Genomic DNA, 16,084 nt, shown 5'->3' with positions numbered 1-16,084 from the left:
CGCTCAGCACCCCGCCGCGCGCAGGGCGGCGCGATAGGCTTGGTCCGGCGGCGGCACTTCGCGCGCGACCCAGGCGGCCAGGCCGGTCAGCGCCGGATGCGACAGGTCGCGGCGCAAATGCCCCCAGACGCGGGGCAGAAGGTCCAGGTATTGCGGCTTGCCGTCGCGCAGCCAGAGCCGCGTGAAAATCCCCAGGATCTTCAGGTTGCGTTGCGCGCCCAGCACCGCGTAGGCGTGGCGGAACGCCGCCGCATCGCCCCCGCGCGCGGCGATGTAACGCTCGACCATCGCCTCTTGCAGGGCCTCGGGCGTGTCGCGCCGCGCATCCTCCAGCAACGAGACGAGGTCATAGGCCGGGTGCCCCGCAAGCGCGTCCTGGTAGTCCAGCAGGCCGATCCGCGCGTGGCCGGTCCGGTCGGGCAGCCAGACCAGGTTTTCCGCGTGGTAATCGCGCATCACCATCACCGGCGCGGGCGGCGATTGCATCGCGTCGAGCGCCTCTTGCATCAATTCGCGCAGGGTGTCGCCCCGGTCCGCCGCGCCGGGCGCCGCTTGCAGGTACCACTCAGGCAGCAGCGAGACTTCGCGCCGGTAGACAGCATCGTCATAGGGCGGCAGGCCGATGGCCGCGCCGGGGGTGTCCTGCAAGGCCACGATCAGGTCGACGGCGGCGGCATAGAGCGTGGGCTCGGCCCCCGGATCGCCCCGCACCATGCGGGCGAACAGCGCGTCGCCAAGATCCTCCAGCAGCAGCAGGCCCAGCGCGGGGTCCGCGCCAAGGATTTCCGGCGCGCTCAGGCCCATGGCGCGCAGGCGCGCGGTGACCTGCTGGAACGGGCGCACGTCCTCGCCACGGGCGGGCGGCGCATCCATCAGAACCGCGCGGCCGAGCCGGGGGTGGGTCAGCCGTTCGTACCGGCGGTTCGAGGCGTCCCCGGCCAGGGCCGCGCGCCACGCGCCGGACCAGCCGCACACTGACAGGAAGGCGGCGATCTCCGCTTCGCGCGCGCTCATGGTGCGGGTTCCAGAGCGGACTGCGCGGCCCGCAGCACCGCCGCCCAGCCGGGACCGGCGGGCGTCAGGGTCAGGGCGCGGGCCTCGGGCGTGGCGGGCAGCGGCTCAAGATGAACGCCAAGATGGCGCGGCGGGGCGGCCTCGCCCAGCAGGCCGGGCCATTCGACAAGGACCAGCGCCTCTTCGAAGGCGTCGAACAGGCCGAGTTCCTCAAGCTCCGACGGGTCGGAAAGGCGGTAGAGATCGGCGTGCCAGATCGCCAGGTCGCCTGCCTGGTAGGTCTGCACAAGCGTGAAACTGGGTGAGGGGACATCCTCCACCGCCGCCCCGGCGGCGGCCTGACGGGTCTGCACCACGGTGCGCGCGAACAGGGATTTGCCCGCGCCGACCGGGCCGGTCAGCAATAGCGTATCGCCGGGGCCGAGCGCCGGAGCAAGGGCGGCGGCGACGGCCTTTGTCTGTTGCTCGCTCGTCAGAATATGCGGCGATGTCACTGCGCGTCCCCCGGGATTTTGTCCCTTTGTGCCGGTCGGGCGCGGCGGTTGCAAGCGGGCGCGCGCGCCCCGCCCCCTGGGCGCGGCGGATTTCCCCCGGCCTGGGGACGGGGCGCTATCCGACGCGCATGTCGGGCATGCGGCTTGCCTCGGCCCAGGGATGCGCCTGTGCCCCCCGGACCAGGATGCTGAGCAGGGTCGAGCCGTCGGGCAAGGCGGTCCCGCGCAGGATCAGCGGCGGCCCGTCGCCGCCTGGCAGGACCGCGTCCCAGGTCTTCGCCCGGTCCGCCGCCAGCGCGAAACTGCGGAAGGCCGACCACTGCTCCGCCCCGCCCAACACGCTTGCGCCCACCGCCACCAGTTCCGCCAACGTACCGTCGAAGCCCGGGGTTTCGAGCAGCCGGTCCAGCGCGGGGTTGCCGAACACCAGCCGCCCGGAGCTGTCGAAGACGGCCACCCCCTCGCCCAGGTGGTCGAGGATCGCCTGCCCTTGCTCCAGCTCGGCGCGGAAGCGCCGCTCCAGCGTCACGGTCTGCGAGATGTCGTCGAAGACGAAGGCGATCGCGCCGCGCGGGTGCGGGCGGGCGGTGACGCGCAGGATCTGGCCCGAAGGCAGCGACCAGTCCTCCTGGAAGGTGGCGGGGCTTTGCGCAGTGGCCGCCTCGATCAGGCGGGCGCGCCAGGCGGGAAAGTCCTGCGGCTCGGGGATCATGCGGTTGCGGCGCAGCGCGTCCAGGAATTCCCGGAACGAGGGGCGCAGCGCCAGCGTCGCGGCATCGAGGCCGAACAGGTCCGACAGCGCCGGATTGAACAGCGAGAGCTGGCGGTCGTGATCGAACACCGCCAGCGCGCTTTCCAGGTGCGCGAAGGTTTCGGCGAGCGTCGCCATGAACCCCTCCAGCGCCTGTTCGGCGCGCACGGTGCTGTCCATCACCTCGGCATAGGTCAGGCGAAAGGGCGCGGCCGGGCTGTCGGTGTCGCTGATCCGCAGCCAGACGGTCTGATCCGCCTTCGCCGCGTGGTGCGTCTGGGGCAAGGGGCTGGCGGCGGGCAGGTCGCTGCGCAGCGCGATCGGGCCGAACAGGCGGCGGGCGGCGGCGTTCATCCATGTGACGCGCCCGGCCGCGTCGCTTTCCAACACCGCCAGCGGCGCCGACTCGGCGCGGGCGGCGGCGCGGCGGGTTTCGGTTTTCAAGTGTAGCGCGGCATCGAGGCGTTGAAGCAAGGCCCCCTCGGCCTGGGTGGCGGGCCGGACGCGCAGCACCGGCGTCAGGCCAAGCACCTTGCCCGTGAAACACCACGCGCGCGCGCCATCGTCCAGCCCGTGGTGGACGAACGCCGTGCCGTCGCTGACCAGCGCGGCCAGGTGATCCCGGAACGCCTTGTCCCTGGGCGCGAGGAACCCCGCCACCGTTTCGGGCGTCTGGCCGGGGGCGACGCCGGGCGCGCCGGGGGGCGGGTCGTGTACGGCCTGCAACGCGCCGGTGCCGAATTCCATCGACCAGGGCCGCGCATCCGGGTCAGCCCTCGCGGTTGGCACGCCGAGATGCAGGGCATCTCGAAGGCGACGGAATACAGCGGCAATTCCAGACAGAGGAGCGACCTTCCATGCGGTTAACAACCCGTCAATTATTCACCCACTTGTTTAACAATTGATTAAGGCCGCTTTCTCTCATTTCCGCCTGGCTCGTCGGGCCGAAATCCCCTGGCACGGGCCCTGGCCGTCAGACCTCCAGCGGGCGGTTCGTTCCGAGCGCCCCGCGCACGGTGTCGCGCCGGGTTTCGAACTCGTCCCGACGCCAGACGACCTCCACGATCGCCCCGGTCGCGCGGCGTTCGCTGAGCGGCACCGTCCCCTTCCCCCGCTTCGAGCCGTTGGCGAAGGTCAGGCGCGCGCCGGTCCGCTCCAGCAGGGTCTTGGCGATGAACAGCCCTAGGCCCATCCCCTTGTAGGCCGGGCGCTCAGGGTCCCCGCCGGGGCGCGCGAAACGCCCGCGCAGGAAGGGATCCCCGATCCGTCCAAGCAGTTCCGAGGGATAGCCCTTGCCATCGTCGCCGACGCGCAGCGTCAGCACTTCGTCGGTCCAATCGAGGTCGATCCACACCGCCGTCGCGGCGAAATCCACCGCGTTCTGCACCAGGTTGCGCACGCCGTGGATCACCTCGGAGCGGCGGGGGATCTGGGGCTGGTCCGCGCCGGCGGTCTCTCCCACTTCGCCGCGGATGCGCAGGATCACCTCCTTGCCGCGGTGCCTGTGGGGTTCCGCCGCCTCTGCCACCACGGCGCTGAAGGGGGCGTGGCGCAGGTGCAAGTCGTCGTGCCCGGTGCGGCCCATGTCGGCCAGGATGTCCCGGCACCGCCGCGCCTGGGCGCGGATCAGTTCCACGTCCTCCAGCAGGTCGGGGCGGTCCTTCAGTTCGTCGGCCATCTCAGCGCTGACCATCATGATGGTGGCCAGCGGCGTGCCCAGTTCATGCGCGGTCGCCGCCACCACGCCGCCCAGCGCGGTCAGCTTCTGCTCACGCTCCAGCGCCAGTTGCGTGGCGGTCAGCGCCTCGGACATGTTGGAGGTCTCGATGCTGACAAGCCGGGCATAGACGCCAAGGAACACCACCGCGATCGACAGCGCCGCCCAGGAGCCGATGGTCAGCAGGCGCGGGATGTCAAGCACCTCTCCGGTTTGCAGCATCAGCGGCTGGTGGAGCAGCGCCAGCAGCCCGATGAAGAACAGGCTGACCGCCGCCAGGAACACCGTCGCGTTCAGCGTCAGAACGCTGGCGGCGATGATCGTCTGCGCAAGGATCAGCGCCGCGAAAGGGTTGGTCAGACCGCCGGTCAGGAACAGCAGCGCCGCAAGCTGGCAGATGTCGAAGAACAGGGTCAGCGTGGCGTCGCGCTGGTTGAGCCGCATGTTCTGGGGCAGGATCAGCGACTGGCCGATGTTCAGCGCCACCGACAGGCCGATGATCGTCGCGATCATGTCCAGCCTGAGGTCGATGCCCAGATACTGCGTCGCGACGAAAACCGCGATCGCCTGCCCCAGCACCGCCAGCCAGCGCAAGTAGATCAGCGTGCGCAACCGCACCGTGTGGCTGCGCGGCAAGGTATAGGTCATCAGCGTGGACAACAGGCTCATGCCTTTTCATAACCGCCCGGCGCGTGGCAACGCCAGCGTCTTGGTGGCCGGGGCGGGGATATCGCGCCGCCGGGGCGGCCGGGTCATGACGCAAGGCGGACGGCATGGGTGACAATTTGGTCATTTGCCAAGGCGCGGGCCGCCGCCTATCTAGGGCGCACCCGTCCACTGCCTGCAAGAGACGCACATGACCCGCACCACCCTGATCGCCGCGCTCAGCGCCCTGCTTGTCCTGTTGCTGGCAAGCGCGGGCTGGATCCTGCTCTCCAACCGCGAGAGCCGCTTCGCCCAGTGCGAGGGGGGCAGCGTCGCCGGCGGGTCCGACCTGATCGGCGGCCCCTTCACGCTGGTCCGGCACGACGGCGTGCGCGTCACCGACGCCGAGGTGATCGACGAGCTGTCGCTGCTGTACTTCGGCTACACCTATTGCCCCGACGTCTGCCCCTTCGACGTGGCGCGCAACGCCGAGGCGGTGGATATCCTCGAAGAACGGGGCATCCAGGTGAAGCCGATCTTCATCACCGTGGACCCGGCGCGCGACACGCCAGAGGTGATGGCAGATTTCATCAGCTACATGCACCCGCGCATGGTTGGGCTGACCGGGTCCGAGGCCGAGGTGGAGGCCGCGAAGACCGCCTACCGCGTCTACGGCGCGCGCGCCAACGACGAGGAGAACTATCTCGTCGATCACTCCACGCTCAGCTACCTGATGGCGCCGGGCGAAGGGCTGCTGGGCTTCTTCCGCCGCGACCTGCCGGCAGAGGAAATGGCCGAGGATATCGCCTGTTTCGCCGAGGCTCTGTAACGCCTCAGCCAAGGCCCACCTGGGCGCGGATGTCCGGGTCGCGCAGCGACACGTCGTCCCCGTCGAAGGGCTTGCCGGCATCGGTGCACAGCCACAGGATCGCCTTCGCGGGCCAGTCCGCCGGGATATGGACAGACGGGTCGAGCCTGCTGACCGGGTTGATGCCGGATTTGCGGATCTTCACCTGCATGTCCGTCGCCACCGTGCCCGGAGAAAGGCCGATCACCCGCACGCCCGCTGCGGCCTCGCGGTTGGCACAGGCGGTCAGCATCTTGGCGCCCGCCTTTCCAGCGCAATAATGGCTCCACCCCTCCAGCGGGCTGGTCGCCGCGCCGGACGAGATGTTGACGACCACGCCGCTCTTGCGCGCGTTCATCAGCGGCAGCACGGCGCGCAGGCCGTAGTAGACGCCCTTGAGGTTGATATCGATCGCCTCGCTCCAGGCTTCGGGGTCGGATTTCGCCAGCGGGCTGATCGGATCGATCACCCCGGCGTTGTTCACCAGTATGTCCACCTTGCCGAAGCTGGCGCGGCAGCGCTCGATCATTGCCTCGACATCCGTCCAACGCCCGACGTCGGCGGTCTGCGCCACGGCGGTGCCGCCGGCTGCGTTGATCTCGTCGGCCAGCGCCTCGATCAGGTCGCTGCTCCGGGCGGACAGGACGACATGCGCGCCGGCAGCCGCGAAGGCTTTCGCCGTCTCTGCCCCGATCCCGCGGCTCGCCCCCGTGACGATCACCGCCTTGCCGTTGAAATCCGCCATGAAGGCCCCCTGTCTGTCACTCGTTCAGCGCGTCACACCAGCGCCATATCCTAGTGCCTTGTCGCAGGATGCTGCAACAGCGCGATGACAGGATCCGCAGGCGCGACTGCGCCCGACCTTGAGCAGCCCGCGCCCGCCGCTGGACGGGTCCCGGTGTTCGCCCTAAGTATCAACGGGAAACGATCGAACCCGGAGAGTTCCCATGCGCCGCCTTCTGCCTGCCCTGCTGAGCCTTGCCCTTGCCGGTCCGGCAATGTCCCATGAATTCTGGATCGAGCCGCTGGACTACACCGTCGCCCCCGGCGCGCGGATCGAGGCGAAAACGATCAACGGAGAGGAATTCGCCGGGATCGAATACGGCTATTCCGAAGGGGCGTTCAAACGCTCAGGCGTGATCGGCGGCGGGCAGACCAACGGCGTTCCGGGGGAGATGGGGCAGAAACCCGCGTTCAACGTGCCCACGCAGGGCGACGGGCTGCACATCCTCTACCACGCGTCGCCGGTGTCGACCCTGACCTATGCGAACTACACCAAGTTCGAGCGTTTCGTGAAAGGCAAGCGGCTGGACTGGGCGCTTGAGGAACATGCCGCGCTGAAACTGCCGACCGAGGATATCCGCGAATCCTACTTCCGCTACGTGAAGGCGCTGGTCGCCGTGGGCAGCGGCGCCGGGGCGGATCGCCCCGTGGGCATGCCTTACGAGCTGGTGGCGCTGGACAACCCCTATACCTCGGGCGGGGATATCCGGGTGGCTGTCCTGCTCGGCGGGGAACCGGCGGCGAACGTTCCGGTCTTTGTCTTCGTGCGCGAGGGCGAGGCGGTCGAAGAGCTGAAGCTGACCACGGGCGCCGAAGGTCAGGTCAGCGTTCCGCGCCGGGCGGGGGCGGAATACATGGTGAACGCGGTGCACATCGGCCTGCCGGGCGAGCAGATCAAATCGGTTACCAAAGCCCATTGGCAGACCCTTTGGGCGGCGCTGACCTATCGTATCGAGTGACTCTTGGGGGGCGGCTCAGCTGCCGCCCAGCCCCGCCAGTGCATCCAGGTTTGCGTTCATCAGCGCCAGGAAATCCGCCGGATCATCCGCGCCGGTGTCAAAGCGCACCTGCGCCATGGCCCCCACAGCCGCTTCTGCCGCAGCGTCAGGCGCGGCCATCCAGATGAACGCCGGATTTTCGGTACCCTCCATCGCAGCGGAAAGCGCGGCCGGGTCCAGCGGCGCGCCCGGCACCCAAGCCAGTTCCCGCAGGTCCAGGCCGTAAGCACGCGCGAAATAGGCCAGTCCGGGCCCCGAGGCGATCAGCGTCCGCCCCTGCAAGGCCGCCCCGACGTCCTTCGCACGCGCATCGAGCGCATCCAGGTCCGCCTTCAGCGCGACCAGCCCGGCCTGGATTTCGCCCCCCGGAAGCGAGCGTTTCAGGCCAGAGGCGACCGCCTCTGCCTGAGTGGCGGCTTGCGCGAAATCGAGCCACGTCTGGGGCACCGCGCCGGAATGGGAATGCGCCCCCTCCCCGCCATGGGAATGGGTGACGGCTGTCGCCGCCTCGATGAACGCGCCTTCCAGCGCGCGGCTGGTCAGCACGGTGCGCGCCCGTGGCAGGCTGGCCTTGGTCGTCCAGTCCGCGAAACCCGCCCCGTTCAGCAGTATCAGGTCGGCGGACTGGATCTCGGCTATCTCCGCGATCGCGGGCCGCCAGAGCATCGGGTCCTGCCCCTCGGGCACGGGGTAAACCACCTCGGCCTTGTCGCCAGCGATGGCGCTGGCGAAATAGGCCAGCGGCCCGCTGACCGCGATCACGCGGGGCGGATCGGCGGCCAGAAGCGGCGCGGCACAAAGGCCCAGCAGGGCGACGGCAAGGCTGGCGGCGCGCCTCATGGTTCCATACCCAGGTCGGCGGGGGTCAGCACCCAGTAGTCGTCATGGCCCTCGTCCGTCTCGACCTCCACCGTGATACCGCCTTCAGCCCCGATTTCGGGAATGTCTATCCGGGTCAGGCCGCCCCGTTCCAGCGGAAAGGTGCCGAGGGGCTGCGCATCCGCGTCCAGCAGGCGGATATCGCCAAGCTGGGCCGGGTTGCCGTTGGAGAACTTCGTTTCCACGACGATCTGCGCCGCATCGGCATCGACGGTGGCGTAGACCACCAGCCGATGCGCCTGCGCGGGCAGGGTCGCGGTCAGGAACAGCGCAGCCGTCAGGAAAACATGTCTCATATCAGCTCCATGGCTCGAAATGGACCCAGATCACCGCGCCGAGTTCCACCGCCTTCTCGGCACCGTCCTGGGGCAGGGTGTAGTCCGCCTCGCTGAGCGCGGCAAAGCCCCACCAGCCGGAGGCGGGCGGCGCGTAGGTGAAGATCCCGGCGCCGTCCGCCTTGATCGTCTGGGTAATCATCAGCTCATCGGGCGCGGCGACACCCTCGGTGTTCCAGTGCTCGACCTCCACCTCGGCGAAGGGGGCGGGTTCGCCGTCGATCAGCACCTGGCCCTGGAAGACGTTCCCGGCCCACAGGCCGAAGGGGCGGCTGACGGGCACGATTTCCGTCGGCAGGTCCAGCGTCGCATCCCAGCCGGTGTCATCCCCGTACGCGGCGACATAGGTCTTGGTGTAATGGACGATGAAGACATCCTCGGCCGGTTCCCAGTAGGGCGGCGGCGTCATGGCGATGGCATAGACGCCGGGGCGCGACAGGGGCACGTTCACCTCATAGGCGGGCTCACCGAACAGGGGCACGTCGGCCAGGTCGCCGCTCAGGTCGGTGCGGGTTCCCTCGGGGTCCTGCACGAAGACTTCCGGGCGCTCCAGCGCGAGGCCGATCCCCTCGAACGGGTGGGTGAAGGCGATCGTGACCGGGATCTCGCGCCCGTCCTCCTTGCCGATCATGGCCTTGGGCGGCAGCACCATGCCGAAATGCGCCAGCGCCGCCGAGGGAATGAAAAGGGCCGCGGCCAGCAAAAGGGAACGTAGCATTGGGGGAAAACTCCTTAAGATGTAATAAGCCAGATGGCCAGGCTATCCAGATAGGGCCCGAGCAGGCCCAGGGCAACGCCGGTCAGCGCCAGTGCCGCCAGGGCGATGATCACGACTTCGGCAGCGACCATGCGCCAGATGGCGGAGCGGTGGCAGCCGATGCGCGTGGCGGTCGCGATCTCGTCCCCGCGCAGCTTCAGCGACAGGTAGAGCGCCAGCGCCACCGCCACGGCGGCGGCCGCGCCGACCACCACGAAAACCGCGTCCAGGATGCGCCCGATGCGGAAGATCGTCTGCAACAGCCCCTCGACCACCACCTCGGGCACCACGATCCGCGTGGTGTCCTCGGGGTGCAGGTAGCGCCCGCGCAGGATGGTGGCGGCGCGCTGGTCCCAGGGCACCGCGATGACCGAGGAGACGGGGTAGCCTTCCGGCGCGCCGTGAAAGTGGAAACTGTCGATATTGTCCGGCGTGATCCTGGTGTAGCGGGTCAGGGCGGCATTCGCGGTGACGTTGCCCTCAGCCTCGCCCACCGCCATGCCGCTGGTCACCACGTCGTCATGACCATGGCCCAGCCCCTCGATCACCCAGGCGGTGTTGAGGTCCACGAAAACCGCGTCGTCATCCGCCGTCTGCGTCGGGGCGAGCACGCCGGTCACCTTCATTTCCAAGGGGTAGCTACCGGCCAGGTCGAACAGGTTCTCCGGGTCGCTGATCAGCAGGTCGCCGGGTCCAAGCCCCAGCCGCCGGGCGGCACGCGCGCCAAGCACCGCCTCGCCCAGCACGGCCAGGCCGCGGCCCTCTGCCACCTTCAGCCCGCGGAAGTCGAAGTAGTCCAGCGTCGTACCCACCACCGGCGCGCCCCCGGCGGTATAGCGCACGTAAAGCGGGATCGCGATGGCCAGGTCGCTGGCCCAGATGCGTTCTGTCGCGGCCATGGTCACAGGCTCGGGGCGGTCGGCGCTGAAGTAGAGCCCGTTCATCATCAGGTCCAGCGCCGAGCCGCGCGCGCCGACCATCAGGGGCGTGTCGGCGGCGCGCGCAGTCAGCTGGTCCTCGGACACGGACAGGACCTGCCGCGTGGCCAGCGGCACGAAAAGGATCAGCGCAATCGACAGGATCAGCACCAGCGAGCGGCCAAGGTTGTGGCGCAGGTAGGCCAGCGCGAGGAATATCGCGCCCCTCATGCCCCTGCCCCCGCCTTGGACCGGAAGTCGTTGAAGTCGATCACCCGGTCGAAGCGCGGCAGCAGCGCGTGGTCATGGGTGACGGCCAGCAGCGTCGCGCCCGCCGCCTCGGCCTGGGTGAACAGCAGGTCCAGGATCATCTGCTTGTTTTCCGGGTCCAGGTTCCCGGTCGCCTCATCCGCCAGCAGCAAGGCGGGCTGCGTGACCAGCGCGCGGCAGATCGCGATACGCTGCTTTTCACCCTGGCTCAACGCCGCGGGCTTGGAGCCCAGCCGGTGGCCAAGGCCAACCGCTTCGGCCAGCGCGGTAGCGCGGGCGCGCACGGAGGCATCCAGCCGCAACGCGTCCGTGACGCGGTAGGGGTAGAGGATGTTCTCCCCCGCGCTGAGGTAGTCGATCAGCTCGAAGTTCTGAAAGATGAAGCCGATGCGGTTGATGCGGAACCGCCGCCGCGCGGCATCCGACAGGTGCGGCACGGGCGTGCCGTCCACCTGCACCGTGCCCGATTGCGGCGTCAGCAGCCCCGCAAGCAGGTGCAACAGCGTGGTCTTTCCCGTACCCGAAGGCCCGACGACGGCCACCTTCTCGCCCTGCGCGACGTTCAATTGCGGGACATGCAGGCGAAAACCGCCCCCGGCGTGGGAAAAGTCCAGGTCGTCAATACGGATCATTCGAACGGGTCCAGAAACAAGGGCACATCCTGGCGCTGCACCTGGTCGAGGTCGAAGGCCGTCAGCCGCCATTCCCCCGCCGAAGGGCCAAGGGTCATCTGCGCGGAATAGCGGTTCACCCGCTCGTGCCGGTGATCCTCGTGGCCAAGGATGCCGGTGACGGTCCAGGTGGCAGCAAGGCGGTAGCCGTCCTCGCCCCGGTTCAGGACGTCCAGTTCGTTGAGGGTGACATCCGTGATCTCGGCCGAGCCGGCGGTCTCGGGAGGCGCGGTCACCTGCGCGAGGCGGCGTTGCAGGTAGAGATCGCTGAGCAGAGCGTCGGACACGGCACTGGCCAGCCCGTCGTAGATCGCGCCCTCTTCTTCTGCCCCGAAGGCGGCGTAGACGCGGGCCAGCAGTTCGCCCAGCACGGCTGGAATCGCTTCTTCGTCCAGCGCGGCGGCACGCTCGCCGGTGTCCGGGCGCAGCGCCGCGGTGCTGTCCGACCAGGGGCGCACGGTGACGATCACCACCAGCGCCAGCACCGCGAAGGCAGCGATGGCCAGGCGACCCATCCAGGTATTGAAGCGGTTCAGATCAGTCATATGCCTGCCTATCGCGCCCCGCCGACCGGGACAACGCTGTTCAGGTGATCTAGCGGTGCCCGCGCCGCGGGCAAGCCCATAAGTCCTTCGGACGATTGGCGATTGATTGCGGCCCCTGCCCTGTACACGCCCCGGAACGGGACTAGCTGGCTGGGAAAGGCGCTAATGTGCGCCCCTTCACCTGTAGTGCGGAAAAGGAACGGACCTTGGAACTTTCCCCCGAATGGGAATACGTCGCGGACACCGTCATGGGCGGCGTGTCTACCGGGCGGATCAGTCGCGAGACACTGGACGGGCGCGCGGCGGTGCGGCTGAGGGGCGATGTCTCGCTGGAAAATAACGGCGGCTTCGTGCAGATGGGTTTCGATCTGCGCCCCGATGGAGGGGTTTTCGATGCATCCGCCTACGCGGGCGTGGAACTCGACGTCAGGGGCAATGGCGAGGCTTACGATCTGCGCCTGCGCACGGACCAGTTGACCCGGCCCTGGCACTCCTTTCGCGCCAGCTTCGACGCACCCGGGCATTGGACCAGCCTGCGCATTCCCTTCGCCGACCTGGTCCCGCACCGCACCGACGCCGCCTTCGATCCAACTCGGCTGCGCCGGATCGGGGTGCTGGCCATCGGGCGGGAATTCCAGGCGGACGTGGCGGTGGCCGCCGTCCGCCTGTATCGCTGAGCATCGGCAGGGGCCGGCCCAGGTCCTGAGGCAGACGCGGCGCCAATACACGGCGCCGCGCCGCCGGCTTCAGCCTACGAAGGCTTTCTCCAGGACAAAACTTCCGGGTTGCGCGTTGGACCCTTCGACCAGGCCTGCCGCTTCCGCCAGGGCCTTCACGTCGGTATTCAGGCCCATGGAGCCGCAGATCATCACCCGATCCTGCGCCGCGTCCAGCGGCGGCAGGTTGAAATGGCTGAACAGGCGGCCCGAGGAAATCCACTCGGTCACGCGGCCCCGATGCGGGCTGTCGCCCTGCGTCGTCGTGGGCAGGTAACGGATCTTGCCCCCGACCAACTCTCCGATCAGGGGATCGTCGGGCAGCGCGGCGATCAGCTCGGCCCCGTAGGCCAGCTCATCCGCGGTGCGGCAGGTGTGGGTGACGACCACCTCGTCGAACTTCTCGTACACCTCCGGGTCGCGCAGGAGCGAGGCGAAGGGCGCGATCCCCGTGCCGGTGGCGATCATGTAGAGCCGCTTGCCGGGCAGCAGCGCATCGACCACCAGCGTGCCCACGGGCTTGGGGCGCAGGATCACCTGGTCGCCCACCGCGATCTTTTGCAGGCGCGAGGTCAGCGGCCCGTCGGGCACCTTGATGGAGTAGAACTCCAGCGTCTCGTCCCAGCTGGGCGAGGCGATGGAATAGGCGCGCAGCAGCGGTTTGCCGTTGTCCCCCGGCAGGCCGATCATCACGAACTCGCCCGAGCGGAAGCGCAGGGACTGGGGCCGCGTCAGGCGGAAGGAAAACAGCCGGTCGGTCCAATGGCGGACCTCGGTCACGATCTGCGCATCGGGCGAGATCTTCTGCGCGGCGGTGGCGGTGGTCTGAATGTTCATCTGCGTGCCTTCGGAAGGAAACGGTTGCGGATACGCAGCCCTTCCGCGCCCCGCCAAGGCGGCGGGCGCGGAAAGACGGCCTTGTCAGGGGGGCTATTCCGCCGCGAAAAGCGCGGCCTGGTAGCCCGGGGCGTGGTTGACGGCCAGCCACTGATGCGCGGGGTTGCGGGTGGCCTGTTCGTCGGAAATGGCGACCTGGTCGATCCCGACGCGCAGCGCGGCGCGGAACTGGTCCACCAGGATATGCCCCTCGGCCCGGATCACGCCGGTATAGCCGAGCTGGCGCAGCTTGCGCGCCAGGCTGAAGCCCCGCCCGTCAGCCGAGGTGCCGAAGGGCAGGATCACCATCGCCACCTTGTGAAACCACGGGCTCAGGTTTTCCGGCTCCATCCCGATTTCGAAGCGCACCGCGAGCGGCTGCTCGATCGGCAGGTCCTGCCCGGTCCAGAGGTTGTCGAAGTCCAGCGTCACGCCATCCTCGGGCCATGTCTCGGCGATGAAGCCGGTGCTGTCGATGATCTGCGTCATTGTGCGATCCTTTCTGCGCCCTTCGGGCCAAAGTGAATGCCACATTCGGTTTTCGACTGGCCGCGCCAGCGGCCCGCGCGAGGGTCTTCGCCGGGCTGAACCCGGCTGGTGCACGGCACACAGCCGAGCGAGGGGTAACCTTCCGCCACCAGCGGATGCGGCGGCAGGTCGTGCCGGTCGCGATAATCGGCCAGGTCCTGCGCCGACCATCCCGCAAGCGGGTTGATCCGGATGCGCCCCGCCGGGTCGGTCTCGAAAACAGCCATGTCGGCACGGGTGGCGGCCTGATGCCGCTTGCGCCCCGTGATGCTGGCCTGGAACAGGGTCATCGCCTGCGCTAGCGGCGCCACCTTGCGCAACTGGCAGCAGGCATCCGCGTCGCGCAGGTGCAGCGCACCCATGGGGTCCGCGCGGCGGAGTTCTGACCGGGCGACGCCGATCCGGCGCACGTCCGTCAGGCCAAGATCGGCCGCCAGGCGGGCCTGGTACTCCAGCGTCTGGGGGAACAGCATCTTCGTGTCCACGAACAGCACCGGCACGTGAGGATTGATCCCTGCCGCCATGTGCAGCAGCACCGCCGCATCCGCCCCGAAGGAGGACACCACCGCGATCCCGCCCGCCCAGAAGCGCAGCCCGGCGTGGAGGATATCCTCCGCCGGCGCACCCTCGTAGCGGGCGTTCAGCGCCGCGACGGACAGGTCCGGCGAAAGGGCGCGTTCATGCCGCACGGGCCGCATCCTCCGCTTCGTAGAGCGCGGCCTTGAACGGGTCCAAGCCGACACGGCGATAGGTTTGCAGGAACGTCTCCTCCGCGGTTTCGCGAATGTCGAGATAGGCTTCGATCAGCCGCTGCACCGCCGGAACGATCTCGTCATAGGCGAAACCGGGACCGGTGCGGGTGCCGATGGTCGTGGTTTCCGTGCCATCGCCGCCAAGGGTGATCTGGTAGTTTTCCACCCCCGCCCGGTCGAGGCCCAGGATACCGATATGGCCCACGTGGTGATGCCCGCAGGCGTTGATGCAGCCCGAGATCTTGATCTTCAGCGGCCCGATATCGCGTTGCGCGTCGAGATCCGCGAAAGCCTCGGAGATCTGCTGGGCAATCGGGATCGAGCGCGCGGTGGCCAGCGCGCAATAATCCATGCCGGGGCAGGCGATGATGTCCGACACCAGCCCGATGTTCGCCGTCGCCAGCCCCGCCGCGCGCAACTCGGCGTAGACGGCGGCAAGATCGGCGCGGTGCACATGGGGCAGGATCACGTTCTGCTCATGGCTGATGCGCAGTTCGTCGTGGGAATACCGCTCGGCCAGGTCGGCGAGGGTCCGCATCTGCGCGCTGGTCGCATCGCCCGGAGTGCCCCCGATTGGCTTGATCGAGACGCTGACGATCGCGTACTCGGGCCGCTTGTGCGCGGTCACGTTGGTGTCGATGAACGAGCGCAGGCCCGCCTCCACCACCGGCGCTTGCGGCGCGGGGCGGCTGTCCCAGTCCGGCGCGGCGAAGGCGGCCTCGATCCGGGCCAGGGTGGCCGGGTCCACGTCGGGCAGCAGGCGGCACTGGCGGGCGAAGGTATCCTCGATCCGGGCGCGCAGCTCTTCCAGCCCGGTTTCATGCACCAGGATCTTGATCCGCGCCTTGTACTTGTTGTCGCGCCGTCCCGACAGGTTGTAGACCTGCAGGATCGCCTCGAGGTAGGCCAGCAGGTCCGCCTTGGGCAGGAAATCCCTCACCACCTTGCCGACCATCGGCGTCCGGCCAAGCCCGCCGCCGATCACCACCTCGTAGCCCGGCTCACCGGCGTCGTTGCGCACCATGCGCAACCCGATGTCATGGGCTTTCGTCACCGCCCGGTCGTTCGGGCTGCCGGTGACGGCCACCTTGAACTTGCGGGGCAGGTAGGCGAATTCCGGGTGGTCGGTGGACCACTGGCGGATCAGCTCTGCCGTGGGGCGCGGGTCCTCGATCTCATCCGCAGCAGCCCCGGCGTAGTGGTCCGAGGTCACGTTGCGGATGCAGTTGCCGGAGGTCTGGATCGCGTGCATGCCGACATCGGCCAACGCCTCCAGGATATCGGGCACGTCCTGAAGCTTCGGCCAGTTGAACTGGATGTTCTGGCGCGTGGTGAAATGGCCGTAGCCCTTGTCCCAGGTGTCCGCGATATGGGCCAGCTGGCGCATCTGCCGACCGTTCAGCGTGCCATACGGCACGGCGACGCGCAGCATGTAGGCGTGCAGTTGCAGGTACAGCCCGTTCATCAGGCGCAGGGGCTTGAACTCATCCTCGGTCAGCGAGCCGTCGAGGCGGCGTTCCACCTGGCCACGGAATTCCTTCACGCGGCTGTGGACGAAGTCGGAATCGAAGTTGGAGTAGGAATACATC

18 protein-coding genes are annotated in these 16,084 nt (G+C 68.6%); 3 read left to right on the top strand and 15 right to left on the bottom strand.

The window, feature by feature from the left end; all coding sequences use genetic code 11:
- Nucleotides 1–3: 3 nt before the first annotated feature.
- From DJ029_RS04605 to regB, 4 genes are all read right to left on the bottom strand, one after another.
- Nucleotides 4–1,014 carry an aminoglycoside phosphotransferase family protein gene (locus DJ029_RS04605; RefSeq protein ID WP_112321130.1) on the bottom strand — a complete coding sequence of 337 codons (1,011 nt, stop codon included), beginning with the start codon at nt 1,012–1,014 and terminating at the stop codon, nt 4–6.
- Nucleotides 1,011–1,508, bottom strand: a complete 498-nt coding sequence (tsaE, locus tag DJ029_RS04600) for a tRNA (adenosine(37)-N6)-threonylcarbamoyltransferase complex ATPase subunit type 1 TsaE (protein WP_112321129.1) — start codon at nt 1,506–1,508, stop codon at nt 1,011–1,013. Before tsaE ends, DJ029_RS04605 begins: the two co-directional genes overlap by 4 nt.
- Nucleotides 1,509–1,623: 115 nt before the next feature.
- The gene (locus DJ029_RS04590; protein WP_112321128.1) at nt 1,624–3,006 is read right to left on the bottom strand and encodes a PAS-domain containing protein; all 1,383 of its coding nucleotides are present in this window, start codon (nt 3,004–3,006) and stop codon (nt 1,624–1,626) included.
- Nucleotides 3,007–3,232: 226 nt separating this feature from the next.
- Nucleotides 3,233–4,645 carry a sensor histidine kinase RegB gene (gene regB / locus DJ029_RS04585; RefSeq protein WP_112321127.1) on the bottom strand — a complete coding sequence of 471 codons (1,413 nt, stop codon included), beginning with the start codon at nt 4,643–4,645 and terminating at the stop codon, nt 3,233–3,235.
- Nucleotides 4,646–4,832: 187 nt separating this feature from the next.
- Between regB and DJ029_RS04580 the strand changes: the two genes are divergently transcribed.
- Complete coding sequence (locus tag DJ029_RS04580; RefSeq protein WP_112321126.1) at nt 4,833–5,450, top strand: SCO family protein; 618 nt, start codon at nt 4,833–4,835, stop codon at nt 5,448–5,450.
- A gap of 4 nt (nt 5,451–5,454) precedes the next feature.
- Here the strand turns inward: DJ029_RS04580 and DJ029_RS04575 are convergent, their stop codons facing one another.
- Nucleotides 5,455–6,213 carry an SDR family oxidoreductase gene (locus DJ029_RS04575; RefSeq protein ID WP_112321125.1) on the bottom strand — a complete coding sequence of 253 codons (759 nt, stop codon included), beginning with the start codon at nt 6,211–6,213 and terminating at the stop codon, nt 5,455–5,457.
- Between the two features lie 202 nt (nt 6,214–6,415).
- Between DJ029_RS04575 and DJ029_RS04570 the strand changes: the two genes are divergently transcribed.
- Complete coding sequence (locus DJ029_RS04570; protein WP_112321124.1) at nt 6,416–7,210, top strand: DUF4198 domain-containing protein; 795 nt, start codon at nt 6,416–6,418, stop codon at nt 7,208–7,210.
- Nucleotides 7,211–7,225: 15 nt separating this feature from the next.
- Here DJ029_RS04570 and DJ029_RS04565 read toward each other — a convergent pair whose 3' ends face one another.
- The 6 genes from DJ029_RS04565 to DJ029_RS04540 are packed head-to-tail and all read right to left on the bottom strand — an operon-like array spanning nt 7,226 to nt 11,623.
- Nucleotides 7,226–8,089: a metal ABC transporter substrate-binding protein gene (locus DJ029_RS04565; RefSeq protein WP_112321123.1), complete on the bottom strand. Its 864-nt coding sequence runs from the start codon at nt 8,087–8,089 to the stop codon at nt 7,226–7,228.
- Nucleotides 8,086–8,424, bottom strand: a complete 339-nt coding sequence (locus DJ029_RS04560; RefSeq protein WP_112321122.1) for a hypothetical protein — start codon at nt 8,422–8,424, stop codon at nt 8,086–8,088. Before DJ029_RS04560 ends, DJ029_RS04565 begins: the two co-directional genes overlap by 4 nt.
- Before the next feature lies 1 nt (nt 8,425).
- Nucleotides 8,426–9,181, bottom strand: coding sequence for a DUF4198 domain-containing protein (locus tag DJ029_RS04555; protein WP_112321121.1), 756 nt, complete (start codon nt 9,179–9,181; stop codon nt 8,426–8,428).
- Nucleotides 9,182–9,195: 14 nt separating this feature from the next.
- Complete coding sequence (locus DJ029_RS04550) at nt 9,196–10,368, bottom strand: ABC transporter permease (RefSeq protein WP_112321120.1); 1,173 nt, start codon at nt 10,366–10,368, stop codon at nt 9,196–9,198.
- Nucleotides 10,365–11,039 carry an ABC transporter ATP-binding protein gene (locus DJ029_RS04545; protein ID WP_112321119.1) on the bottom strand — a complete coding sequence of 225 codons (675 nt, stop codon included), beginning with the start codon at nt 11,037–11,039 and terminating at the stop codon, nt 10,365–10,367. The genes DJ029_RS04550 and DJ029_RS04545 overlap by 4 nt, the downstream gene beginning before the upstream one ends.
- A complete protein-coding gene (locus tag DJ029_RS04540) occupies nt 11,036–11,623 on the bottom strand; it encodes a hypothetical protein (RefSeq protein ID WP_112321118.1) in 588 nt (195 codons plus the stop codon). The genes DJ029_RS04545 and DJ029_RS04540 overlap by 4 nt, the downstream gene beginning before the upstream one ends.
- Before the next feature lie 206 nt (nt 11,624–11,829).
- Between DJ029_RS04540 and DJ029_RS04535 the strand changes: the two genes are divergently transcribed.
- Complete coding sequence (locus tag DJ029_RS04535) at nt 11,830–12,300, top strand: CIA30 family protein (RefSeq protein ID WP_112321117.1); 471 nt, start codon at nt 11,830–11,832, stop codon at nt 12,298–12,300.
- Nucleotides 12,301–12,369: 69 nt separating this feature from the next.
- Here DJ029_RS04535 and DJ029_RS04530 read toward each other — a convergent pair whose 3' ends face one another.
- The 4 genes from DJ029_RS04530 to DJ029_RS04515 all read right to left on the bottom strand — a co-directional run bounded on the left by DJ029_RS04530 (nt 12,370) and on the right by DJ029_RS04515 (nt 16,083).
- Nucleotides 12,370–13,176, bottom strand: coding sequence for a ferredoxin--NADP reductase (locus tag DJ029_RS04530; protein ID WP_112321116.1), 807 nt, complete (start codon nt 13,174–13,176; stop codon nt 12,370–12,372).
- Between the two features lie 93 nt (nt 13,177–13,269).
- Nucleotides 13,270–13,704 (bottom strand): DUF934 domain-containing protein, encoded by a 435-nt coding sequence (locus DJ029_RS04525; RefSeq protein ID WP_157966268.1) that lies wholly within the window; start codon nt 13,702–13,704, stop codon nt 13,270–13,272.
- Nucleotides 13,701–14,441, bottom strand: a complete 741-nt coding sequence (locus DJ029_RS04520; protein ID WP_112321114.1) for a phosphoadenylyl-sulfate reductase — start codon at nt 14,439–14,441, stop codon at nt 13,701–13,703. The genes DJ029_RS04525 and DJ029_RS04520 overlap by 4 nt, the downstream gene beginning before the upstream one ends.
- A complete protein-coding gene (locus DJ029_RS04515) occupies nt 14,422–16,083 on the bottom strand; it encodes a nitrite/sulfite reductase (RefSeq protein ID WP_112321113.1) in 1,662 nt (553 codons plus the stop codon). Before DJ029_RS04515 ends, DJ029_RS04520 begins: the two co-directional genes overlap by 20 nt.
- Between the last annotated feature and the right edge of the window lies 1 nt (nt 16,084).

It is taken from the genome of Oceanibium sediminis, assembly GCF_003265325.1.
GTDB classification, from domain to species: Bacteria; Pseudomonadota; Alphaproteobacteria; order Rhodobacterales; family Rhodobacteraceae; genus Halovulum; species Halovulum sediminis.
Note: the sequence above shows the minus strand (reverse complement) of the source record. Positions and strands in the feature narration are given on the sequence as shown.